We start from the raw sequence: 22,332 nt of genomic DNA, 5'->3' as shown, positions 1-22,332 counted from the left end.
CGGGCAAATGCTTCCGGGACGGCCGCGCGTCAAGGGCCGTCGGGTGCGGGCCCCGGGGGCATCACGCGGACGGGGGTGCCGTAGTCTTGCGTTGCGGAACGGCACCCTGCGGGCGTGCCGCCGCCACCACCAGCCGGAGAGAGAAAGCGGTCCACGTCCGTGCCAGTCATCGAACACCTCACAGAGCGCAGCCCCAGGGTCTCCGTCGATGAGTTGCTGGGCGGCTTCTACCCGTCACCCCGCTTCGGTGAGGTGTCCTTCGACACCTACCGTCCGGATCCGCAACAGCCGTCGCAGGCGGCCGCGGTCTCGAAGCTGCGCGACTTCGCGTCCTCCGTGGACGAGCCGAAGCCGTCGGGCCTCCGCAAGCTGTTCGGCGGAGGGAAGAAGACCGAGACGCGGGCGGGTATCTACCTCGACGGCGGTTTCGGCGTGGGCAAGACCCACCTCCTGGCATCCCTGTGGCACGCGTCGTCCGGGCCGAAGGCCTTCGGGACGTTCGTCGAGTACACGAACCTGGTCGGGGCGCTCAGTTTCCGCAAGACCGTCGATGCGCTGAGCAGCTACAGCCTGGTCTGCATCGACGAATTCGAACTCGACGATCCGGGCGACACCGTCCTGATGTCACGGCTGATGCGCGAGCTCGCGGACGCCGGGGTCAAGCTCGCCGCGACGTCCAACACCCTGCCGGGGTCCCTGGGGGACGGGCGGTTCGCCGCCCAGGACTTCCAGCGGGAGATCCAGGTGCTCGCCGACCAGTTCGACGTGGCCCGCATCGACGGTGAGGACTTCCGCCACCGCGGCCTGCCGCAGGCCCCCGACGCGATGGACGACGCCGGTCTGCGCGAGAGGGTCGCATCCTACGCGGGCGGGGTCCTCGCCGAGGACGAGTTCGGGGATCTGCTCCGGCATCTCTCGGACGTGCACCCCAGCCGTTACCGGCAGATGCTGGACGGCATCGACGCCGTCGCCTGGCACAACGTGGAGACGATCACGGAACAGGCGGTCGCGCTGCGCTTCGTGGTCCTCGCGGACCGGCTGTACGACCGCGACGTGCCCATCATGGCGAGCGGCACGACCTTCGATCACCTCTTCACCGAGGAGATGATGCACGGCGGCTACATGAAGAAGTACTACCGCGCGGTCTCCCGCCTGACGGCCCTTGCGCGACAGGGCAGCGACGTGGCGTCCTAGCCCCGGACGGGCCGACGGGCCGACCGGTCAGGGCCTCGACGCAAGAAGCGCCGGTACCGCCTCTCGGCGGGACCGGCGCTTCCTCATTGCCAGGCTGGGTACTACACGGCCGGCGGGGAGGTGGGGCCGAAGCCGCCCTTGCCGTCCTTCTTGTCGACCTTGTCGACCATCTCCGAAGCCTTCGTCTGCACTCCGTTGATGTGGCGTGAGTACTTGCCATGGGTCCTGCTGTCGACGAAGCCGCCAGCCTTCCCGATGCCGTTCTTCACCTTGTCGGAATTGTCGCCAATCAGTTCGGTCGCCTTACCCGCGAGGGTGCCGGCCTTGCCCTTGAGCCCGTCAAATAAACCCACGGACACCTCCTTTCGGTCGTGGAAACGCAGTCCGTTTCCGCTGCACCCAGCATAGGTCAGGACCGGAAGGAGAGGGGAACGGGGAGCGGCCGGTTCGCCGACGGCGGAGCACAAAAAAAGCCCGGTCCTCGCCAGGACCGGGCCAGGGCCGACAACCGGCCTGAGAGCGGACGACGGGATTCGAACCCGCGACATCCACCTTGGCAAGGTGGTGCTCTAGCCAGCTGAGCTACGTCCGCAAAAAAGCGCCCCCGAAGGGGCGCCGTAGTGGGCGATACTGGGATCGAACCAGTGACCTCTTCCGTGTCAGGGAAGCGCGCTACCGCTGCGCCAATCGCCCATTGCCATGGGTGTTTCTGCTCGTTCTGCACCGAGGTGGGGACGGGATTCGAACCCGCGTATACGGCTTTGCAGGCCGCTGCCTCGCCTCTCGGCCACCCCACCATGATCGGATCTCTCCGACCACCGGACGGATCCGGCCATACAGGGACTTGCGAGCGGACGACGGGATTCGAACCCGCGACATCCACCTTGGCAAGGTGGTGCTCTAGCCAGCTGAGCTACGTCCGCAAAAGAAGAACAAACCCGAAACCTCCGCTCGATGCCGTACATTTCGCGGTGTTTCTTCGTTTTCCAACGAGAGAAAACTCTATAGGACGTTCGGGGGTTCGTCCAATCGGCAGGGGCGCCGTCCCGGCGGGGGAGCGGCCCGGACCGGTCCGGGCCGTCACCGGACGTGTCGGAGCCACCTGAGAGACTGGAGTCATGACCGCCCCGCTCCTCGCCCACGCGACACCGCACGGCCGGATGTACGCCCGCTCCACGTCGGAGCAGCCCGCCGTCCCGTCCATCACCACCGTCATCTCGCAGCTCCCCACCTCCCTCGGCGGCTGGTACGGCCACATGGCCGCCAGTGCCCTCTCGCGGGACCCCCGCCTGCCGGCAGCCCTGGGGAACGCCTCGGAGCTGCGCACCGCCGTCCGGGAGGCCGCGTCGGCCGCGGAGCGCTATCGCGACGAGGCCGCCCTGCGCGGCACGCGGGTGCACCACTACTGCGAACAGGTGGCGCTGCGAGCCCTCGGGCGTCCCGACGAGCTCGACGCAGCCCGCCTCGCCCTCGAGGAGCAGGGCGAGGGCGGTTTCGCGCAGCGGTTCGACGAGTGGTGGGACCTCTACGACGTCCGTCCCGTGGAGCCCGAGCTGACGGTCTGGAACAGCGAACTCGGCTATGCGGGAACCCTGGACCTCGTCGCGACGATCGGTGGACGTACGTGCCTGATCGACTACAAGACCAAGAACACCGACCGCGACGGTTTCGTGAAGGCGCTGGACGACAAGGTGGTGATGCAGCTCGTGGCGGGCATGAAGGCGGAGGAGTCCCTCGTCGACCCCCGGAAGGGCGAATGGCGGCCGTGGGCGCACGGGGACCAGCCGCTGCTCCTCGGGGTGGCCGTGGGCCAGACCGAGGTGCGGGCCATGAGGGCCAACCCGTCCGTGCTGAAGAACCACTGGCTGCGGTTCTGCGCACTCCGCCGGGCGTGGGAAGCGGGGCTCGACGCCGAGGAGGCGGGGCGCGCGCTCCTGCCGCTCGGTCCGCCGCCCAGCCGGTCCGTCCCCGCCGAACCCGCCCTGCCCGCCTGAGGTACAGCCTGATCCCGGCCGCGACCGCGCGGCACTAGGATTGACGGGGACTCCGAAGCATCCGAAGTGACCGAAGCGAGGAACAGAGCACCGATGGCCGTCCTGAGTATCCGCATGATCGGCGATCCGATCCTCCGCACCCCCGCCGCGGAGGTCACCGAGTTCGGGCCCGACCTCGCTCGACTGGTCGAGGACATGACCGAGACGATGATCGACGTGCAGGGGGCCGGGCTCGCGGCGCCGCAGGTCGGCATCGGACTCCAGGTCTTCACCTACCGGGTGGACGGCGTCCAGGGGCACGTGGTGAACCCTGTGCTCGAGGTCGGCGGCGCCTCCCAGGGGGAGTCCGACGTCGAGGGTTGCCTCTCCGTGCCCGGCCTCGGGAGCTTCGTCGACCGGTCCGACTGGGCGCGCGTCACGGGCAAGGACGTATCCGGAGCGGACGTCGCGGTGGAGGGCACGGGCATGCTCGCGCGCGCCTTCCAGCACGAGACCGACCACCTCCGCGGGACGCTGTACATCGACCGGCTCGCGGGCGAGGACCGGAAGAATGCGCTCAGGGCCATCCGGAGTGGCGACTACAACCAGGTCACCTCACGGACGGCGGTGGAGCGCTCACGGTCCCTCGGATCGAGCTTCACCCGCCCCCCGACGCCGGTGACGCCGGTGGCCGGTCGGCGCGCCGGCGCCGCGGACCGGACCGCCCGATGAGGATCCTCTTCGCGGGGACGCCCGGGGTCGCCGTGCCGTCGTTGCGGGCGCTCGTGGACGCGGGCTTCGACGTCGCCGCGGTCCTCACGCGGGTCGATGCACCCGTGGGACGCCGGAAGGTCCTGACGCCGAGCCCGGTCGCCGCCGTCGCCGAGGAACTCGGGCTGCCCGTCCTGAAGGCGAACCGCTTCACCCCGGAACTGATCACGCAGCTCGGTGCCCTCGGCCTCGATGCCGCGGCGATCGTCGCGTACGGCGGCATCGTCCCGCCGGCAGGACTGGCCGTCCCGCGGCACGGCTGGATCAACCTTCATTTCTCGGTCCTCCCGGCCTGGCGGGGTGCCGCGCCCGTGCAGCACGCGGTCCTCGCAGGGGACGACGTCACGGGTGCGAGCACGTTCCTCCTCGAGGAGGGTCTCGACACCGGACCCGTCTTCGGCGTGATGACGGAGACGCTCGACCCCGGCGCCACGAGCGGCGAGGTCCTCGACCGCCTGTCCCACAGCGGCGCGGTCCTGCTCGTGCAGACGCTCTCCGGTCTCGAGGCGGGCCGGGTCACGGCGACCCCCCAGACGGGTGAGGCCAGCCTCGCCCCCAAGCTCACGATCGACGACGCGCGGATCGACTGGTCGCAGCCGGCCGTCGCCGTGCGCCGCCGTATCAATGCCGTGACCCCCGAACCCGGGGCGTGGAGCACGCTCGACGGGCAGCGGGTGAAGCTCGGACCCGTCACCCCACCGGGCGGCGATGAACGACTCGCGGACGGCGGGCGGCCCACCGTCCCGCCGGGCCGGATCGACGTCGTCGGCCGGCAGGTCCTGGTGGGGACAGGCACCCACGCGCTGGTCCTCGGGGACCTGCAGCCGGCCGGGAAGAAGATGATGAGAGCCCTCGACTGGGCCCGGGGCGCGGCGACGCGCGGAGAGCTGGTGTTCGAGTGAGTACGACCGGAGGAACGAACAGGGGATCCGGCGGGCGCGGTGAGCGCAGCCGGGGCGCCGCGGGCAAGGGTCAGGGTACCGGTCAGGGAGGTGGCACCCGGCGTCGCGACGACCAGGGCCGGGAACGGAACCGAGGCGGCGACCGGCAGTTCTCCCAGGCCGCGCCATCCCAGCGCACCCGCCGCGCGGACCCCGCACGCCTCGTCGCGTTCGAGGTCCTGCGCGCCGTCGCCGGCGAGGACGCCTACGCGAACCTCGTCCTGCCGACCAGCATCCGCCGGCACCGCCTCGACCGTCGCGACGCGGGCTTCGCGACGGAGCTCACCTACGGAGCCCTGCGCGGGCAGGGCACCTACGACGCCGTGCTGGCCCGCTGCGTCGACCGTCCGCTGGACCAGCTCGACCCTGCCGTCTTGGACGCCCTGAGGCTCGGCGTGCACCAGCTCCTGGCGATGCGGGTTCCTGCCCACGCGGCGCTGGACCAGACCGTGGGCCTCGTCCGCGCCGTGATCGGCGCGGGACCCTCCTCGCTCGTGAACGCCGTGCTCCGCAAGGTCACGGCACATGACCTGGACGGCTGGATCGCCGTCCTCGTCGAGGACCTGACGGACCCGACCGCCATCGCAGCCCTGACCTACAGCCACCCCGAGTGGATCGTCCGCGCGATGCGCCAGGCGCTCGTGGCCCACGGCCGGGACGTCTCGGAGATCGATGCCCTCCTGGCCGCCGACAATGCGGCGCCCGTGGTCCACCTCGTCGCCCTGCCGGGGCTCGGCACGCTCGACGACGCCCTCGAGGAGGGGGCGGAGCCGGGCCGGCTGGCCCCGGGATCGGCCTCCTACTCGGGCGGCGACGTCAGCAGGCTCCCCGGCATCGCCGCGGGCACCCTTCGCGTGCAGGACACGGGATCGCAGCTCGTGGCGCGGGCCCTGGCCGCCGTCGACCTCCACGGACGCCGGCCGGACGGCCCCGAGCAGTGGCTGGACCTGTGTGCGGGCCCCGGCGGGAAGACCGCCCTGCTGGCGGCGATCGGACTCGACGACGGCGTGCACCTGACCGCGAACGAACCGGTCCCGCACCGGGCCCAGCTGGTGAGGCAGGCGCTGCGGCCCCTGCCGGAGGACTCCTGGACCGTCCGCGTGGGGGACGGGCGCGACGTCGGGCGGGAGCAGCCGGAGGGCTACGACCGCGTGCTCGTCGACGCGCCCTGCACGGGCCTGGGCGCCCTGCGCCGCCGTCCCGAGTCACGCTGGCGCCGGAAGCCCTCGGACCTCGTGGGCCTGGCGCCCCTGCAGCGTGAGCTGCTCACCTCCGCCCTGGACGCCGTCGCCCCCGGCGGGGTCGTGGCCTACGTGACCTGCTCGCCGCACCACGCGGAGACGGACGCCGTCGTCGACGACTGCCTGCGCAAGCGCCCCGGCTTCGAGCGCCTCGACGCGGGAGCCGCGCTCGACGCCGTGAGCGTCGGGGGAGCGCTCGATGCCGGGCACGGGACGAGCGCGCAGCTCTGGCCCCACGTGCACGGCACGGACGCGATGTACCTCGCGCTGATCCGCAAGAATCCCTGAGGACGTCAGGGCAGAGGCAACGAAAGGGAACGGCAGTGACGCATCCCCGTATAAATCCGAGCATCCTCTCGGCGGACTTCGTGAACCTGGAGGCCGAACTGCAGCGCATCGCGTCGGCCGACGCCGTGCACGTGGACGTCATGGACAACCACTTCGTGCCGAACCTGACGCTCGGACTGCCGGTGGTCCGGAGGATCCAGGCGGTCAGCCCGCTGCCGCTCGACGTGCATCTCATGATCGAGGACGCCGATCGCTGGGCGCCCGCCTACGCGGAAGCCGGTGCCGCGTCGGTGACGTTCCACGCGGAAGCCGCGGCTGCACCGGTCAGGCTGGCGCGGGAGCTGCGGGATGCCGGCGCGAAGGCCGGCATGGCGCTGCGGCCGGCCACGCCCGTGGAGCCCTACCTGGACATGCTGGGTGAGCTCGACCTGCTGCTCGTGATGACGGTGGAGCCGGGGTTCGGCGGGCAGTCCTTCCTGGACCTGACCCTGCCGAAGATCCGCCGCGCCGCCGAGGCCGTCCGGGGTGCGGACCGGCCGCTCGCCATCCAGGTGGACGGGGGCATCACGGAGGAGACGATCCTGCGCGCCGCCGACGCGGGGGCCACGGTCTTCGTGGCCGGTTCCTCGGTCTACGGGGCGGACGACGCCGCTGCCGCGATCACCGCGCTCCGGGCGGCAGCGGTCCGGGAGGGCTGAGGCGCCGCCCGACGGCGTCGCGGTCGGTGTCATGCTCCCGATCAGGTGGTTTCGGCGGGCGGGTCGGTCACCGTGATCCGGACGGACAGGGCGGTGCGTGCCGCTTCCTTGAGGACAGCGAAGCGGGGATCCGGCACCGTGAGGAACGGGACCTGCGGGAGGCCCGCGAACCGTGAGAGGACGGGCTCGCCGAGGGCACTCGTCGCCAGGGTCCTGTCGCCGCCGAGCTGCAGGCACGACGGCGGGTGGGCTCCGAAGAGGACGGCGGCGCGGGCCGCGGTCTCCTCCACGAGGGCATCGGCCTGGTTGGCCCGTCGCCGCGCGAACCGCTGCTGGGACCAGCCGCCCGCTGCCGTCCGGCCCTGGACGTAGCGCGTGCCCGTCTTCGAGGACACGATCCCGCCGTTCCGCGCGACGCCCACGGAGTAGCCGCCGCGCCGGATGAGCAGGATCCCCACCGTGCCGGCCGGGTCGACCGCGGAGAGCAGGTCCGCGACGAGCCCTGCGCTCTCCACCGGCCCATCGGATACCGGGCTCGATGCAGGGCCCGGTACGGGGCACGGGAGTGTGCCCGGCGGCAGGGGCGGGGTCAGGACCGCGATGCAGCCGTTCGCAGCGGTCACGGTGACCGAGCCGTCCGCGCGGCCCGGGACGGCCTCCGCGCCGAAGGGGCCGTTGCGGACCTCGAAGCGTGCGAGCCACCCCTCGAGGCGCTCGGCCTCGACGAGGACGGACCTGCTGGGGGACATCGGCTTCCTCTCGCGACGTGGGCGACCGGCCGCCATCCGTCGGGAGGGGCCTCGGCGGGTGCTGCGCGTCAGTGGCCCACAGTAACGTTGGGGCCGTGAATGATCTATTCAGTGCCGCGGCCGACGACGACGAGTCGGACGACGCTCCCGCCGGCGGCACGCGCGGTTCGGCGGGCCTGCGGCCGCGCAGCCCGCTCGCCGTGAGGATGCGACCACGCAGCCTGGACGAGGTCGTCGGCCAGCAGCACCTGCTGGGCCGGGGATCGCCGCTGCGGACGCTCGCGGGGGAGCACGATCCCGGCGCCCACGCCGCGCCGTCGTCCGTGATCCTGTGGGGCCCGCCCGGGACGGGCAAGACGACGCTCGCCCACGTGATCGCACGCGGCCAGGGCCGGAAGTTCGTGGAACTGTCCGCCATCACCGCCGGCGTCAAGGACGTGCGCCGCGTCATGGACGACGCCCTAACCTCCCGCGACCTGTACCGGCAGACCACGGTCCTGTTCCTCGACGAGATCCATCGCTTCAACAAGGCCCAGCAGGATGCCCTGCTGCCCGGGGTGGAGAACGGCTGGGTGGTCCTCATCGCGGCCACCACGGAGAACCCGTCCTTCTCGGTCGTGTCGCCCCTCCTCTCGAGGTCGCTCCTGCAGACCCTGCGCCCCCTCGACGAGGCGGACATCCGGGGCCTGCTCCAGCGGGCCGTCGGCGACGACCGCGGACTCGCCGGGACGGTCGAGCTGTCGGAGGAGGCCCTCGAGCATCTCGTGCGCCTGGCCGCGGGCGACGCACGGCGCGGCCTGACCGCCCTGGAGGCGGCCGCCGGCGTCGCGCAGTCCGAGCGCGATGCCCCGGCGGGCGAGCACGGGCGGCCCGGCTCGCCCGCCGACGACGAGGACGACGACGACCAGGAGGGGCGGGAGGTCCTGCCCGTGCCGGTCACGCTGCAGCACGCGGAGAAGGCCGTCGACGTCGCCGCCCTGCGGTACGACCGCGCGGGCGACCAGCACTACGACGTCGCCAGTGCGTTCATCAAGTCCCTGCGCGGATCCGACGTCGACGCCGCCCTGCACTACGTGGCGAAGATGCTCGAGGCCGGCGAGGACCCGCGGTTCATCGCCCGTCGGCTGATGATCTCGGCGTCGGAGGACGTGGGGATGGCGGACCCGACGGCGCTGCAGACGGCGGTCGCCGCGGCCCAGGCCGTGCAGCTCGTCGGCATGCCCGAGGCCCGGATCATCCTCGCCGAGGCAGTGGTGCACATCGCGACCGCGCCGAAGTCGAACGCCGCCTACAACGGCATCAACGCCGCCATCGCGGATGTGCGTGCGGGTCGGGGCCAGGGCATCCCGGCGCACCTGCGGGACGCGCACTACCCCGGCGCCTCCCAGCTCGGTCACGGGAAGGGCTACGTCTACTCCCACGACGAGCCGCACGGCATCGCGCTGCAGCAGTACGCGCCGGATGATCTGGTGGGCCGGAACTACTACGAGCCGACGGACCGGGGAGTCGAACGGGACATCGGCTCCCGGCTGTCGCGACTCCGACAGATCATCCGCGGCAAGTGAGGACGGGACCCCGTACGGCGGTCGGGTCGACGGGATTCGGTCCGCCGGCGCTCGCGCTGCTAGCATTGGACGCTGACTGGCAAGTCGTCGTGTACCAGCCTTCCCCCGCGCCCTGCAGCAGGTTCCTGCTGCTGCGTGCGGGTGGCAGGCCAGGGTCGCGGCGGACTGTAGTACCGGGAAGCGGCCAATCCCGGCTCTCCGCAAGTGGAGGCCAGCGACACCGGAAGTGCGGACGCCCCCGTGGCGCAGGTCCGCTTCTTCGCCGCAAAAACATCGAAAGGTAGACGTGGCTAACAACACACGTGCCCGCCGGAAGGTCCGCATCTCGCGTGCCCTCGGCATCGCCCTGACTCCCAAGGCCGAGAAGTACCTCGAGCGTCGGCCGTACGCGCCGGGCCAGCACGGTCGCGCGCGCCGCAAGCAGGACAGCGACTACGCCGTCCGCCTGCGCGAAAAGCAGCGCCTGCGCGCCCAGTACAACATCCGCGAGGCGCAGATGGCGCGCGTCTTCGAGGAAGCGCGCCGTACCTCGGGCCTGACCGGTGAGAACCTGATCGAACTGCTCGAGATGCGTCTCGACGCCCTCGTGCTCCGTGCCGGGTTCGCCCGGACGAGCGCCCAGGCCCGTCAGCTCATCGTCCACCGCCACATCATGGTCGACGGTGCCCGCGTCGATCGCCCGTCGTTCCGGGTGGCCGAAGGCCAGCTCATCCACGTGCACAGCCGCAGCGAGACCATGGTCCCCCTGCAGGTTGCCGCCGCAGGTGCGCACCGCGACGTCCTCCCCGCCGTCCCCGGCTACCTGGACGTCCAGCTCGACAAGCTCCAGGCGCGCCTCGTGCGTCGCCCGAAGCGCTCCGAGGTCCCCGTGACCTGCGAAGAGCAGCTCGTCGTCGAGTACTACGCACGCTAGACGTCGACGTCCGCGGGTCCCCCCGCGGTCCTGAACGACAAGCGTGGCCGAAGAGCCCGCGGCACCCGCCGCGGGCTCTTCGTTCTGTAAGGTACTAGGAGCACGAAATTCCCTCCCGCCCCTTCCGGCGGTGCCCCCATGCGTAAAGGAGACCGCCCATGTCAGGTGGAGATATTGCTGGCCTGATAGCCGCGGGCGTGTTCGCCGTCCTGGTCCTGCTGCTGGCCGTCCCGATCTGGAAGCTCGGACGCGTGTTCGACGAGCTCCGCACGGCCATCCGTACCGTCACCGACGAGACGACGCCGCTGATCGAAGAGGTCACGAGCACCGTGAGCACCACGCACCGGCAGCTGAAGACGGTGGACGGGATCACCTCGAACGTCTCCGACGCGTCGGCGAACATCTCCGCGCTGTCCTCGCTGATCGCCGCCACCGTCGGCTCCCCGCTCATCAAGGTCTCGGCGTTCTCCTACGGCGTCCGCTCGGCCTTCGCCGGCCGGACCTCACCCGCACGCCGACGCCGCAGCCGCTAACCCAACGACGAACCGGAGACAACAATGATCAGACGAGCATTCTGGCTGGCAGCCGGCATCACGATCGGCGTGGTCGCGGTGCGCAAGGTGACCCAGGCCAAGGCCAACCTCGGCCCCGAGGGCCTGAACCGGGCGGTCGGGCAGATCAGCGACAGCATCGCCGACTTCGCCGATGCCCTGCGCTCGGCCATGACCGAGCGGGAGGACGACCTCCGCTCCGCCCTCGGCGTGCCGGCACCCGAGGCTGCCGCCGCCAGGGACGCCGCCGCGGACGCGGTCCCCGCGACGCGCCGCTCCCTCCGCTAGGACGAAGTACTGCCGGCGCCGGGGAGTCCGTCCGCCGTCGTCGTGCCCTGCCGGTCCGTGCGATCGAGCGGCAGGGCGGACCCCGCCTCCGACCGCGACCCGCGCGACCGCGCCGGGTCCCACTTCCCGTCCGGGCGCCCGGACCACCCACTGAAGGATCTGACCCCATGAAGTCCCACGAGATCGCCGGCCGCTGGCTGAGCTACTTCGAGAAGAACGGGCACACGGTCGTGCCCTCGGCGTCGCTGATTTCCTCAGACCCGTCCCTCCTGTTCACGGTCGCCGGGATGGTGCCGTTCATCCCGTACCTGACCGCCCGCGAGACACCTCCGTACAGCCGTGCGACGAGCGTCCAGAAGTGCATCCGCACCGGCGACATCGAGGAGGTCGGCAAGACCGCCCGGCACGGGACCTTCTTCCAGATGTGCGGCAACTTCTCCTTCGGGGACTACTTCAAGGCCGATGCCATCCGCATGGCGTGGGAGCTGCTGACCAGCGACGTCGCCGACGGCGGGTTCGGCCTGCCCGCCGAGAAGCTGTGGATCACGGTGTACCACGAGGACGACGAGGCGCTGGAGATCTGGCGCGACGCGATCGGCGTCCCGGCCGGGCGCATCCAGAAGATGGGCAAGAAGGACAACTACTGGTCCACCGGCCAGCCCGGCCCCGCCGGTCCCTGCTCGGAGATCTTCTACGACCGCGGGCCCGCCTACGGCGCGGAGGGCGGCCCGGAGGCCGACGACGACCGGTACGTGGAGATCTGGAACCTCGTCTTCATGCAGTACCAGCGCGGCGAGGGCACCGGCAAGGACGACTTCGAGATCCTCGGCGAGCTGCCCAAGAAGAACATCGACACGGGCCTCGGGCTCGAGCGCCTCGCGATGATCCTGCAGGGCGTCGAGAACATGTACGAGACGGACCAGGTGCGTCCCGTCCTGGACCGCGCCGCGGCGCTCAGCGGGAAGACGTACACCAGCTCCGAGTCCCCGCAGGACCCGCACCACACCGACGACGTCCGCCTCCGGGTGGTCGCCGATCACATCCGCTCCTCGCTCATGCTCATCACCGACGGCGTGACCCCCTCCAACGAGGGCCGGGGCTACGTGCTGCGCCGGCTCATCCGCCGCGCGGTCCGCGCCATGCGGCTCCTCGGCGTCGAGAAGGCCTGCCTGCCCGAGCTGCTCCCCGCCTCGCGGGACGCCATGAAGGGCGTCTACCCGGAGGTCGACGCCGACTTCGAGCGCATCAGCCGGATCGCCTACGCCGAGGAGAAGGCGTTCCTGCGCACCATCGCGTCGGGCACCGCACGCCTCGAGGAGGCCGTACGGGAATCCCTCTCCGAGGAGCGTCCCCTGTCGGGCCAGGACGCCTTCACGCTCCACGACACCTACGGGTTCCCCATCGACCTGACGCTCGAGATGGCCGAGGAGGCCGGGCTCGCCGTCGACGCCGAGGGTTTCCGCTCGCTCATGCTCGAGCAGCGCCAGCGCGCCCAGGCCGACGCCCGCGGCAAGAAGGCCGGCCACGCCGACCTCTCCGTGTTCACCGAACTCCTCGGCCGCGGCCAGACCGTCTTCACGGGCTACGACGAGCTGACCTCGGAGGCCACGATCGTCGCCGTCCTGGACCACGGCCAGTCCGTCCCGAGCGCCCTCCAGGGGAGCGAGATCGAACTCGTCCTCGACCAGACCCCGTTCTACGCCGAGGCCGGAGGGCAGGCGGCCGACGTCGGACTCGTCACGGGCGACGGCTTCGTGGTCGAGGTGCTCGACGTCCAGCGTCCCGTCAAGGGCCTGAGCGTCCACCGCGCCGTCGTGCGCGAGGGCGAGGTGTTCCAGGGTGCCGTGGTGACGGCCGCCGTCGACCGCCGGCGCCGCCACGCGGGGGAGCAGGCGCACTCGGGCACGCACATCGTCCACGCGGCCCTCCACGAGATCCTCGGCCCCGAGGCGCTGCAGCGCGGCTCCTTCAACAAGGCCGGCTACCTGCGGTTCGACTTCTCCTGGGGTGAGGGCATCAGTGCCGGCGCCCGTTCGGAGATCGAGGAGGTCTCGAACATCGCGATCCGCAACAACTACGAGGTCGAGACCAGGATCATGTCCCTCGCGGACGCGAAGGCGCTCGGCGCCACCGCGCTGTTCGGCGAGGCCTACGGGGATACGGTGCGCGTGGTCGAGATGAACGCCGAGTTCTCCCGCGAACTGTGCGGAGGCACGCACGTGCCCTCGACGTCGCTCATCGGCAGCCTGACGCTGCTCGGCGAGCAGTCCGTCGGCTCGGGCAACCGCCGCATCGAGGCCCTCGTGGGGCTGGACGCGTTCCGGCACCTCGCCGCCGAGCGGGCGCTCGTCACCGAGCTCTCCGACATGCTGAAGGTGCCCTCGGCCCAGCTGCCCGAACGCCTGTCGGCCACCCTCAGCAAGCTCAAGGCCGCGGAGAAGGAACTGGACCGGCTCCGCCGGGAGCAGCTCGCCCTCGCCGCGGGGTCGCTCGTCGACACCGCGGTGGACGTCGACGGCGTGCGCCTGGTCGCGCACGACGCCGGCGAGATCGGCGGCGCGGACGAACTGAGGACCCTCGTGCTGGACCTGCGCGGCCGCCTCGGGTCCGAGCCCGCCGTGGTCGCTGCGACCGGCGTCGCGCAGAACCGCCCGCTCGTCCTGGTCGCGACCAACGAGGCGGCGCGGGCCGCCGGGGTCAAGGCCGGTGCCCTCGTGCGGACCGCCGCGAAGATCCTCGGCGGCGGCGGCGGCGGCAAGGACGACGTGGCGCAGGGCGGCGGTTCGGACCCCACGCGCATCCCCGACGCGCTGGCGGCGATCCGCACAGCGGTGGCGGAGCGCTGACGGCCCCCGTGGAGGAGAACGGCGGAGGAGCGGCGTCGGGCACTCCCGAGGGCCCCCCCTACCCCTTCGGCCCGAAACTCGGCGTCGACGTCGGGCAGGTCCGTGTGGGCCTCGCCGGGTGCGATCGCGACGGCCTCATCGCCACGCCGATCCGCACGCTGAAGCGCGACGCGCGGAAGAACAGCGACGTCCGGATCCTCGTCAGGGACGCCGTCGAGCGTGGCGTCGTGCAGATCATCGTGGGACTCCCGAAGAACCTCAGCGGACGGGAAGGCGCGTCCGCGGAGATGGCGCGGGAGTACGCCGCCCTCCTCGTGGAGGAACTCGCCCGGCAGTCCTATCCGGTACCGGTACGCCTCGTGGACGAGAGGCTGAGCACCGTGTCGGCCCACCGTTCGCTGCGTGCCGCTGGTCTCGGCAGCCGTGATCATCGTAAGGTGGTAGATCAGGTGGCTGCCGTCGAAATACTCCAGCACGCCATCGACACGCAACGTTCACGTGGACGGGATGTGGGCGATCCGGTTCCTGTGCGAGCAGCGACGGGTGCCCAGGGCCCGCTGCTGACCCCTACAGAGGAGCCAGTCATCAGACACAGTTCGCCCAGCAGGAGGGAATCCGAGTCGTGAGCGACCGCCATTCCGCACCCCAGGGCGCCGCAGACGATGCGGCGGACCACTCTGCAGACCACCCCGACGACGGCTACTACGACGAGGCCCACGAGGACTCCTACGCCCATCCCGAGCCCGTCGAGGAGTTCTTCGTGGCGCAGGAAATGCCACGCCACGGCAGCAAGCGGCAGCCCTCGAAGGCGAAGCGGCGCCGCCGCATCCGCCGCACCGTCGTCATGCTCGTGGTCCTCGCACTGTTCGCCGGCACCGTGTACGGTGCCGCCCTCATGCTGCGCGACGCCCTCGGCCTGAACGAGGTCACGGACTACGCGGGCCCGGGCGGTGAGGAGACGGTCTTCACCGTCCCCGAGGGCGCCGGTGCGCTGGCGATCGGGACCGGACTGGAGACCGCCGACATCGTCGCGGACTCCGGGACGTTCGTGGAGGCGCTGGGCGCCATCGCGGAAGGCCGTGAGGTCCAGCCCGGCGAGTACGAGATGCGCCTGCAGATGTCGTCCGCCGCCGCCGCCGAGGCGCTTCTCGGCGAGGACCCGACGATGGTCTCCTACGCCGCGATCGCCCGCGACCTGCGGCAGGGCGAAGTCTTCGACATCCTGAGCGAGTCCACGGGCATCCCGCGTGCGGAGTTCGACGCCCTCGCCGAGGACCCGGCGCAGTTCGGGCTCCCGGCCCAGGCACTCTCCCTCGAGGGGTACCTGCACCCGGGCGAGTACCGCTTCGACGTCGAGGCGACCGCCACGGACATCGTCACCGAGCTGATCACGGCGACGACCGACCGGCTCACCCAGGACGGCGTCACCGACCCGGACGAGCAGTACGAGATCCTGACCGTGGCGAGCATCGTGCAGGCGGAAGCGCAGGAAGGCGACTACGCCACGGTCGCCGGGTCCATCTACAACAGGCTGACGCCGGGCAACACGGAGACCAACGGGCTGATCCAGTCGGACGCGACGGTGACCTACGGGCTCGGGACGCGCACCTATCAGCTGACGGAGGAGGAGAAGAACGACACCTCCAACCCGTACAACACGTACGCCAACCCGGGACTCCCGAAGGGGCCGATCGGCTCTCCGAGCGACGAGGCGATCGACGCGACCGTCAATCCCGCGGACGTCCCGTTCTACTTCTGGGTGACGGTCGACCTCGACACGGGGGAGACCAAGTTCTCGGAGACCTACGCCGAGCACCTGCGCTACGTCGCCGAGTACGACGCCTGGTGCGGCGACAATCCCGGACGGTGCCAGTAGGTGGTACCGGCCGGGACCACCGCGGCCCGGGGATCCCGGGCCGCCGTGATCGGTTCGCCGATCGCGCACACGAAGTCCCCCCTGCTGCACAGGGCGGCGTACCGGGCGCTCGGCATCGACTGCTCCTACTCCGCGATCGACGTCGATGAGGCGCGCATCGGTGCGTTCGTCGACGACGTGCGTGCCGACGGCGCGTGGCGCGGATTGTCAGTGACGATGCCCCTCAAGGGCGCGATCGCACGGCTGGTCGACGTCACGACGGCGCCGGCGTCCGTCCTCGGCGTCGTCAACACGGTCGTCGTCGGCGACGGTCCCCACCCGACGCTCACCGGCCACAATACCGACGTCGCCGGGGTGGCCCACGCCCTCGCGGCGGCCGGCGTCGTGACGCCACGACGCGCCGTCGTCCTGGGCGGCGGAGGCACCGCCGCCGCCGCCGTGGCCGGACTGGCGCAGCTGGGGGCCGACGCGGTGTCCGTGCTCGTCCGCCGTCCCGCAGCCGCGGCGGACCTCCCGCGCATCGGTGCGGCCCTCGGCGTGGAGGTCGCCCTCGTCCCGTGGTCGCTGGCGGCCGAGGTGGTGCCGGCGTCCGACGTCGTCATCTCGACCCTGCCGCCGCGCGCCGCGGACCCGCTCGCCCGGGAGCTCACGGCGCAGGCCGGCTTCCGCACCGGCGGGACGCTGCTCGACGTCGCCTACGACCCCTGGCCGAGCCGGCTCGCGGCGGCCTGGCATGAGGCCGGCGGGCGCATCGTGCCCGGCCTCGACATGCTGATCCACCAGGCCGTCGAGCAGGTGGCACTGTTCTTCCCCGGGGCCGGTGGGGACCGCTCCGGCGTCCTGCGCGTGATGTATGACGCAGTGGGTGGCATCCGGCGCTGAGGTGGACTGCGCCGCATGGCAGTATGGAAGCCATGTTGCGTTGGTTGACGGCAGGAGAATCGCACGGCCCCGCCGTGGTCGGCATCATCGAGGGCATGCCCGCGGGGGTGGGTATCACGAGCAGCGATATCCAGGACGCGCTGGCACGTCGCCGGCTCGGGTACGGGCGTGGTGCCCGCATGAAGTTCGAGCGGGACCAGGTGCGCATCATGGGCGGCGTCCGGCACGGGCTGACCCAGGGCGGCCCCGTCGCCATCGAGGTGGCGAACACCGAATGGCCCAAGTGGGAGCAGATCATGTCCGCCGACCCGCTGGGGGAGCAGGACGCCGCGGAGCTCGCCGATTCGGCCCGCAACGCCCCCCTGACCCGGCCGCGCCCCGGGCACGCCGACTTCACCGGCATGCAGAAGTACGGCTTCGACGAGGCCCGTCCCGTCCTGGAACGCGCCAGCGCCCGCGAGACGGCGACCCGGGTGGCGCTCGGCGCCGTCGCCGCGAAGTTCCTCGAAGGCCTCGGGATCCGCCTCGTCAGCCACACCGTGGCCGTCGGATACGTCTCGGTGCCGGAGGACGCCGTCCTGCCGACGCCGGGCGACGTCATCGCCCTCGACACCGATCCGCTGCGCTGCTTTCACCGGGACACCTCGGATGCGATGGTCGCGGAGGTCGACGCCGCCCACAAGGAGGGCGAGACCCTCGGCGGTGTCGTCGAGGTGGTCGCCTACGGACTCCCGCCGGGCCTCGGCAGCTACGTCCACTGGGACCGCCGGCTCGATTCACGCCTGGCCGCGGCCCTGATGGGTATCCAGGCCATCAAGGGCGTGGAGGTCGGCGACGGCTTCGACACCGCCGCGCGGCGCGGCACCGCGGCCCACGACGAGATCGTGCGCAACGAGGAGGGCAAGATCGTCCGGGCCAGCAACCGCGCCGGCGGGATCGAGGGTGGCATGAGCATCGGGGACACGCTCCGCGTCCGCGCCGCGATGAAGCCCATCGCCACCGTGCCCCGGGCGCTGAGGACCGTCGACGTCAGCACCGGCGCCGCCGCCCGTGCGCACCACCAGCGCTCGGACGTGTGCGCCGTCCCCGCAGCCGGCGTGGTCGCCGAGGCGATGACGGCCCTCGTGCTCGCGGAGGCGGTCACCGAGAAGTTCGGCGGCGACTCCCTGGCCGAGACCGCCCGCAACCTGCGCAGCTACCTCGAGAACATCCCGGAGTTCCTGGACTCCGCCGGGGCCTGATGCAGCGGGATCGTCCCGTCGTCCTCGTGGGCCCCATGGCGGTCGGCAAATCGGCGGTGGGCAGGATGCTCGCCGAGCGGATCGGCGCGCGGTTCATCGACACGGACCGGGTGATCGTCGAGCGGCACGGCAGCATCGCCCGGATCTTCGCCCGCCGGGGCGAGGAGGCCTTCCGTGCCATCGAGGCGGACGTCGTCCGGACGGCCCTCGCCGAGGACGCCGTCGTCTCCCTGGGCGGCGGGGCCGTCCTCCACCCGCAGACGCGGGAGCTGCTGCAGGACACCACGGTCGTGTTCCTGGACACCGACCTCGCGGCCGTACTCCCGCGCATCGGCGCGGATTCCGGCAGGCCGCTGCTGGCCGGGCGGCCGGCGGAACGATGGCAGGAGCTCTACGACGAGCGGCGGCCCGTCTACGCCGCGCTGGCCACCGCCGTCGTCGACACCCGTGGCCTCTCCGTCCGCGCGGTCACCGCGGCGGTGCTCCGGGCCCTGCCGGCCCTGCACGGCAGCGACGGTCCGCGCAGCGACAGCGCCCCGACGACACACGACTCGACACACGACTCGACACACCACCTGGACCACGAGAGCGGGACGACACCCCATGGACACTGAGACCCCCACCATCATCCCGGTCACCGGGAGCACGCCCGGCGACGCGTACGACGTCGTCGTCGGCCGCGGACTCCTCGGGCGGCTGCCCGCGATCCTCGGGGAGCGCGTGCGGCGCGTCCTGGTGATCCACCCGCGGGCGCTGCGTGCGACCGGTGACACCGTCCGCGACGAGCTCGCCGACGCCGGCTTCACCGCCGTGACCGCGGAGATCCCCGACGCGGAGGAGGGCAAGCACATCCAGGTGGCCGCCTTCTGCTGGCAGGTCCTCGGCCAGAACGACTTCACGCGCTCGGACGCCGTGGTCACCGTCGGCGGGGGATCGGTGACCGACCTGGGCGGATTCGTCGCGGCGACCTGGCTGCGCGGGGTCCGCGTGGTGCACCTGCCCACGAGCCTGCTCGGCATGGTGGACGCCGCCGTCGGCGGGAAGACCGGCATCAACACCGCCGAGGGCAAGAATCTCGTAGGAGCCTTCCACCCGCCGGCCGCCGTCCTGGTGGACCTCGACGCGCTGGGCACGCTGCCGAAGAACGAGCTCGTGACCGGACTGGCCGAAGTGGTCAAGTGCGGGTTCATCGCGGACCCGGTCATCCTCGACCTGATCGAGCAGGACCAGGCCGCCGCGACGGACGCGGCCTCGCCCGTGCTGCGGGACCTCGTGGAGCGTGCCATCCGCGTGAAGGCGGACATCGTCTCCGAGGACCTGCGGGATTCGGGCCGCCGCGAGTACCTGAACTACGGCCACACCCTCGCCCACGCCATCGAGCTCGCCGAACGGTACTCGTGGCGCCACGGCGCGGCGGTCTCGGTGGGCCTCGTGTTCGCCGCGGAACTCTCGCGGATGGTCGGACGGCTCAGCGACGCGGACGCCGACCGCCACAAGAGCATCCTCGAGTCCCTCGGCCTGCCGGTCACCTACCGGCGTGACCGCTGGGCCTCGCTGCTGGACGGGATGCGCCGCGACAAGAAGTCCCGCGGCGACCTCCTCCGCTTCGTGGTGCTGGACGGCATCGGCAAGCCGGGCATGCTCGAGGTCCCCGACACCTCATTGCTCTTCGCGGCCTACCAGGAGATCGCGTCCTGACCCCTCCCTGACCGCCTCCGCGGGGTCCCCGTGGCGCACGGGGTAGACTGGTCTCTGGACTTTTGGCGCGCCTCCGCGCGCCCGCTGTGCCCCGGCCGGCCGATCCATCCGAGAACCCGACGAAAGTGAATCTGTGGCGACCACGAACGACATCAAGAACGGCACTGTTCTGAAGCTCGAAGGCAACCTCTGGAACGTCCTCGAATTCCAGCACGTCAAGCCCGGCAAGGGTGGCGCCTTCGTCCGCACCAAGCTCCGCAACATCCTCTCCGGCAAGGTGGTCGACAAGACCTTCAACGCCGGCCTGAAGATCGAGACGGCCACCGTGGACCGCCGCGACTACCAGTACCTGTACAAGGACGGCGAGGACTTCGTCTTCATGGACACCACGGACTACGACCAGATCACGGTCCCGGGCAAGACCGTCGGCAACGCCGCGAACTTCATGCTCGAGAGCCAGATGGCCACGATCGCCATGCACGAGGGCTCCCCGCTGTACGTCGAGCTGCCCGCCTCCGTGACGCTGGAGATCACCTACACGGAACCCGGCCTGCAGGGCGACCGCTCCACCGGCGGCACCAAGCCCGCCACCGTCGAGACCGGCCACGAGATCCAGGTACCGCTGTTCCTCGGCACCGGCACCAAGGTCAAGGTCGACACCCGCACGGGCGAGTACCTGGGACGCGTCAACGAGTGAGCGCACGCGGTAAGGCCCGGCGTCGGGCCCTGGACATCCTCTTCGAGTCCGCGCAGCGCGACATGCCGGCCCTCGAGGTCATCCGTGCGCGCCGCGAGAAGACGGACATGGTCATCGCGGACTACACGGTGGACGTCGTCGAGGGCGTCCTCGAGCGCCAGGAGGAGATCGACGAGTTCCTGAGCACCTACTCGCAGGGGTGGACGCTCGACCGCATGCCGGCGGTCGACCTCATGATCCTGAGGATCGGCAGCTGGGAGCTGCTCTACAACGACGACGTCCCCGACGGCGTCGCGGTCAGCGAGGCCGTCGAGCTCGCGAAGATGCTCTCCACCGACGAGTCGCCGAAGTTCGTCAACGGCCTCCTCGGGCGGCTGCAGCAGCTCAAGCCGACCCTGCTCGCCTGAGCGCCCCCTCGTAATCCCCCGGAAGCTCCCGCAGGCCGTCGACGGCCTCCGGGAGCTTCCGTGCTCCCGGACCCGGACCCGGCCCTTCGGTGCGCAGGTGCGGTGGGTGTCGCCGTCGGACGGACCACAGCTGCGCACCCGAGCCCCGAACGTGCACCGGGGCGGCACCGGTGCGGCACCGGCGCCCGCGCCTACCGGGCGGCCGAGGCCAGCTGGAAGATCCGGGCCCGCCGCTGCGACGCCTCGGCCAGCAGGGCGCGCTCCTCGGCCACGTAGTCGCCGTCGCGCCGTCCGCCCAGCATCCGCTGGCGCGTGTACGCGATGCGCGACCCCGTCCTGATGAACGCGCGCATGTCCTCCTTCGCCCCGACGGACTGCGCCCAGGCGAGGGCCCGTGACCGCCCGGGCCGGGTGGCGAGCATCTGCACCTCCTCGGGCGTGAACCACCCCGCCTGCGCGTAGTCGCCGAGGCGGGCCTCGGTGAGGCGCTGCTCGGCGCGCCGGAGGAGGACGACGGCGATCACGGCGGCGACGAACAGAGGCACCTGGACCACGAAGTAGAAGAGGAAGAAGTTGTCGAACAGGAGGATGGTGCCGCCGTTCCACAGCATGTGCCCGGCGATCGCCGGCAGGAGCCCGAGGACGAAGGCGCCGAGGATCCGGGCGTTCCCGCCGCCGCGGGTGAGCGCGTAGCCCAGGACGAAGCCGAGCAGGGCGGTGAACATCACGTGGGCGAAGGGGGAGAACAGTCCGCGCAGGACGAACACCCCCACGAGGGCGCCGGCGTTGCCGGAGTCCATCACGGCGGAGCCGAAGTAGAGGATGTTCTCGGTGAACGCGAAGCCCGCCGCGACGGTGCCGGCGTAGACGATGCCGTCCACGGGCCCGTCGAAGTGGCTCCGGCGCGTGTACACGAGGATCAGCACGCCGAGGCCCTTGGCGAACTCCTCCACGAGCGGGGCCTGCAGCACCGGGCCGATCACGTCGGCGGACGTCGTGGTGAGCGCGTCCCCCAGCAGCTCCACCACATAGGTGCCGAGCAGCAGGGTCACGGCGACGGACGCGCCGGCGCCCCACAGGAACGCGAAGAGCAGGGCCCCGCGCGGTTCGGGATCCCACCGGTCGATCCAGCGCAGCCCGAGCAGGCAGATGCCCAGCGGCACCAGGGCGAGGATCCCGCAGAGGATGAAGGCCGACGGCCCGAGGGACAGCGAGAGGACGAGGAGGACGCCCGCGACCACCAGGGCCGCGACGAGCACGAGGAGGACGTCGAGCACGCGGCGGCGTCGCGGCGGCCGGTTCCACACCGGGTGGAAGGGGTCGCCGGCACCACGCATCGGGGCCGCCCGGGGGTGCCGCTCGGTGGTGTCGCCCCACCATCCCTGATCGCGTCGCCCGTGCCACTGCTGCTCCTGCCGCATGCGGTCGGGGCCGGCCGGTGAGCCGTAGCCCTGGTTGTTCATCGCCATGATCCAACCCTAGGGGCAAGCGCCGCTGTGGTAGTTTTGAAGCC

The 22,332-nt window shown here is 71.5% G+C and carries 22 protein-coding genes and 4 tRNA genes; 19 read left to right on the top strand and 7 right to left on the bottom strand.

From position 1 onward, the window contains the following. The first annotated feature begins 159 nt into the window (after positions 1–159). The gene (gene zapE / locus AC4D2F_RS03010; RefSeq protein WP_490909440.1) at positions 160–1,194 is read left to right on the top strand and encodes a cell division protein ZapE; all 1,035 of its coding nucleotides are present in this window, start codon (positions 160–162) and stop codon (positions 1,192–1,194) included. Between the two features lie 101 nt (positions 1,195–1,295). Here the strand turns inward: zapE and AC4D2F_RS03005 are convergent, their stop codons facing one another. The 5 genes from AC4D2F_RS03005 to AC4D2F_RS02985 all read right to left on the bottom strand — a co-directional run bounded on the left by AC4D2F_RS03005 (position 1,296) and on the right by AC4D2F_RS02985 (position 2,117). After that, entirely contained in the window at positions 1,296–1,547 is a 252-nt protein-coding gene (locus tag AC4D2F_RS03005; RefSeq protein WP_104166670.1) for an antitoxin, read from the bottom strand. 165 nt (positions 1,548–1,712) lie between these two features. Then, positions 1,713–1,786, bottom strand: a tRNA-Gly gene (locus tag AC4D2F_RS03000). A gap of 29 nt (positions 1,787–1,815) precedes the next feature. Beyond that, a tRNA-Val gene (locus AC4D2F_RS02995) sits at positions 1,816–1,887 on the bottom strand. A gap of 33 nt (positions 1,888–1,920) precedes the next feature. Further along, a tRNA-Cys gene (locus AC4D2F_RS02990) sits at positions 1,921–1,991 on the bottom strand. A 52-nt stretch (positions 1,992–2,043) separates the two neighbouring features. Then, positions 2,044–2,117 (bottom strand) — tRNA-Gly (locus AC4D2F_RS02985). Between the two features lie 195 nt (positions 2,118–2,312). Between AC4D2F_RS02985 and AC4D2F_RS02980 the strand changes: the two genes are divergently transcribed. From AC4D2F_RS02980 to rpe, 5 genes are all read left to right on the top strand, one after another. Then, positions 2,313–3,188 (top strand): cytochrome, encoded by an 876-nt coding sequence (locus AC4D2F_RS02980; protein ID WP_104165208.1) that lies wholly within the window; start codon positions 2,313–2,315, stop codon positions 3,186–3,188. 93 nt (positions 3,189–3,281) lie between these two features. After that, the gene (gene def, locus AC4D2F_RS02975; protein WP_104165207.1) at positions 3,282–3,899 is read left to right on the top strand and encodes a peptide deformylase; all 618 of its coding nucleotides are present in this window, start codon (positions 3,282–3,284) and stop codon (positions 3,897–3,899) included. Next, a complete protein-coding gene (gene fmt / locus AC4D2F_RS02970) occupies positions 3,896–4,840 on the top strand; it encodes a methionyl-tRNA formyltransferase (RefSeq protein ID WP_490909439.1) in 945 nt (314 codons plus the stop codon). The genes def and fmt overlap by 4 nt, the downstream gene beginning before the upstream one ends. Beyond that, positions 4,837–6,408 (top strand): RsmB/NOP family class I SAM-dependent RNA methyltransferase, encoded by a 1,572-nt coding sequence (locus AC4D2F_RS02965; RefSeq protein ID WP_490909438.1) that lies wholly within the window; start codon positions 4,837–4,839, stop codon positions 6,406–6,408. The genes fmt and AC4D2F_RS02965 overlap by 4 nt, the downstream gene beginning before the upstream one ends. Before the next feature lie 35 nt (positions 6,409–6,443). After that, positions 6,444–7,106 carry a ribulose-phosphate 3-epimerase gene (gene rpe / locus AC4D2F_RS02960; protein WP_490909437.1) on the top strand — a complete coding sequence of 221 codons (663 nt, stop codon included), beginning with the start codon at positions 6,444–6,446 and terminating at the stop codon, positions 7,104–7,106. A gap of 41 nt (positions 7,107–7,147) precedes the next feature. Here rpe and AC4D2F_RS02955 read toward each other — a convergent pair whose 3' ends face one another. Further along, a complete protein-coding gene (locus tag AC4D2F_RS02955) occupies positions 7,148–7,855 on the bottom strand; it encodes an acVLRF1 family peptidyl-tRNA hydrolase (RefSeq protein WP_490909436.1) in 708 nt (235 codons plus the stop codon). Between the two features lie 95 nt (positions 7,856–7,950). Between AC4D2F_RS02955 and AC4D2F_RS02950 the strand changes: the two genes are divergently transcribed. From AC4D2F_RS02950 to nusB, 13 genes are all read left to right on the top strand, one after another. Beyond that, positions 7,951–9,420, top strand: a complete 1,470-nt coding sequence (locus tag AC4D2F_RS02950; protein ID WP_490909435.1) for a replication-associated recombination protein A — start codon at positions 7,951–7,953, stop codon at positions 9,418–9,420. Between the two features lie 286 nt (positions 9,421–9,706). After that, positions 9,707–10,333: a 30S ribosomal protein S4 gene (rpsD, locus tag AC4D2F_RS02945; RefSeq protein WP_043445565.1), complete on the top strand. Its 627-nt coding sequence runs from the start codon at positions 9,707–9,709 to the stop codon at positions 10,331–10,333. Between the two features lie 158 nt (positions 10,334–10,491). Continuing rightward, positions 10,492–10,866 (top strand): DUF948 domain-containing protein, encoded by a 375-nt coding sequence (locus AC4D2F_RS02940; RefSeq protein WP_490909434.1) that lies wholly within the window; start codon positions 10,492–10,494, stop codon positions 10,864–10,866. Between the two features lie 24 nt (positions 10,867–10,890). Further along, entirely contained in the window at positions 10,891–11,172 is a 282-nt protein-coding gene (locus AC4D2F_RS02935) for a hypothetical protein (RefSeq protein ID WP_258069683.1), read from the top strand. A gap of 167 nt (positions 11,173–11,339) precedes the next feature. After that, the gene (gene alaS, locus AC4D2F_RS02930) at positions 11,340–14,018 is read left to right on the top strand and encodes an alanine--tRNA ligase (RefSeq protein WP_490909433.1); all 2,679 of its coding nucleotides are present in this window, start codon (positions 11,340–11,342) and stop codon (positions 14,016–14,018) included. Positions 14,019–14,026: 8 nt separating this feature from the next. Further along, positions 14,027–14,644: a Holliday junction resolvase RuvX gene (gene ruvX / locus AC4D2F_RS02925; RefSeq protein WP_490909432.1), complete on the top strand. Its 618-nt coding sequence runs from the start codon at positions 14,027–14,029 to the stop codon at positions 14,642–14,644. Next, positions 14,641–15,894 carry an endolytic transglycosylase MltG gene (mltG, locus tag AC4D2F_RS02920; RefSeq protein WP_490909431.1) on the top strand — a complete coding sequence of 418 codons (1,254 nt, stop codon included), beginning with the start codon at positions 14,641–14,643 and terminating at the stop codon, positions 15,892–15,894. Before ruvX ends, mltG begins: the two co-directional genes overlap by 4 nt. Beyond that, complete coding sequence (locus tag AC4D2F_RS02915) at positions 15,895–16,776, top strand: shikimate dehydrogenase (protein WP_490909430.1); 882 nt, start codon at positions 15,895–15,897, stop codon at positions 16,774–16,776. A gap of 32 nt (positions 16,777–16,808) precedes the next feature. Further along, the gene (gene aroC, locus AC4D2F_RS02910; protein ID WP_490909429.1) at positions 16,809–18,017 is read left to right on the top strand and encodes a chorismate synthase; all 1,209 of its coding nucleotides are present in this window, start codon (positions 16,809–16,811) and stop codon (positions 18,015–18,017) included. Next, the gene (locus AC4D2F_RS02905; RefSeq protein WP_490909428.1) at positions 18,017–18,631 is read left to right on the top strand and encodes a shikimate kinase; all 615 of its coding nucleotides are present in this window, start codon (positions 18,017–18,019) and stop codon (positions 18,629–18,631) included. Before aroC ends, AC4D2F_RS02905 begins: the two co-directional genes overlap by 1 nt. Further along, positions 18,621–19,715 carry a 3-dehydroquinate synthase gene (gene aroB, locus AC4D2F_RS02900; protein ID WP_104165183.1) on the top strand — a complete coding sequence of 365 codons (1,095 nt, stop codon included), beginning with the start codon at positions 18,621–18,623 and terminating at the stop codon, positions 19,713–19,715. The genes AC4D2F_RS02905 and aroB overlap by 11 nt, the downstream gene beginning before the upstream one ends. Positions 19,716–19,848: 133 nt before the next feature. Beyond that, on the top strand, positions 19,849–20,412 hold the full coding sequence (gene efp / locus AC4D2F_RS02895) for an elongation factor P (RefSeq protein WP_104050627.1): 564 nt from the start codon (positions 19,849–19,851) through the stop codon (positions 20,410–20,412). Continuing rightward, positions 20,409–20,819 (top strand): transcription antitermination factor NusB, encoded by a 411-nt coding sequence (nusB, locus tag AC4D2F_RS02890; protein WP_490909427.1) that lies wholly within the window; start codon positions 20,409–20,411, stop codon positions 20,817–20,819. The genes efp and nusB overlap by 4 nt, the downstream gene beginning before the upstream one ends. 191 nt (positions 20,820–21,010) lie before the next feature. On the opposite strand, the gene AC4D2F_RS02885 is transcribed toward nusB, so the two are convergent. Continuing rightward, positions 21,011–22,288, bottom strand: coding sequence for a PrsW family intramembrane metalloprotease (locus AC4D2F_RS02885; protein ID WP_490909426.1), 1,278 nt, complete (start codon positions 22,286–22,288; stop codon positions 21,011–21,013). Positions 22,289–22,332 lie beyond the last annotated feature (44 nt).

The sequence above is a fragment of the Arthrobacter sp. TJ-263 genome, from assembly GCF_058269155.1.
Note: the sequence above shows the minus strand (reverse complement) of the source record. Positions and strands in the feature narration are given on the sequence as shown.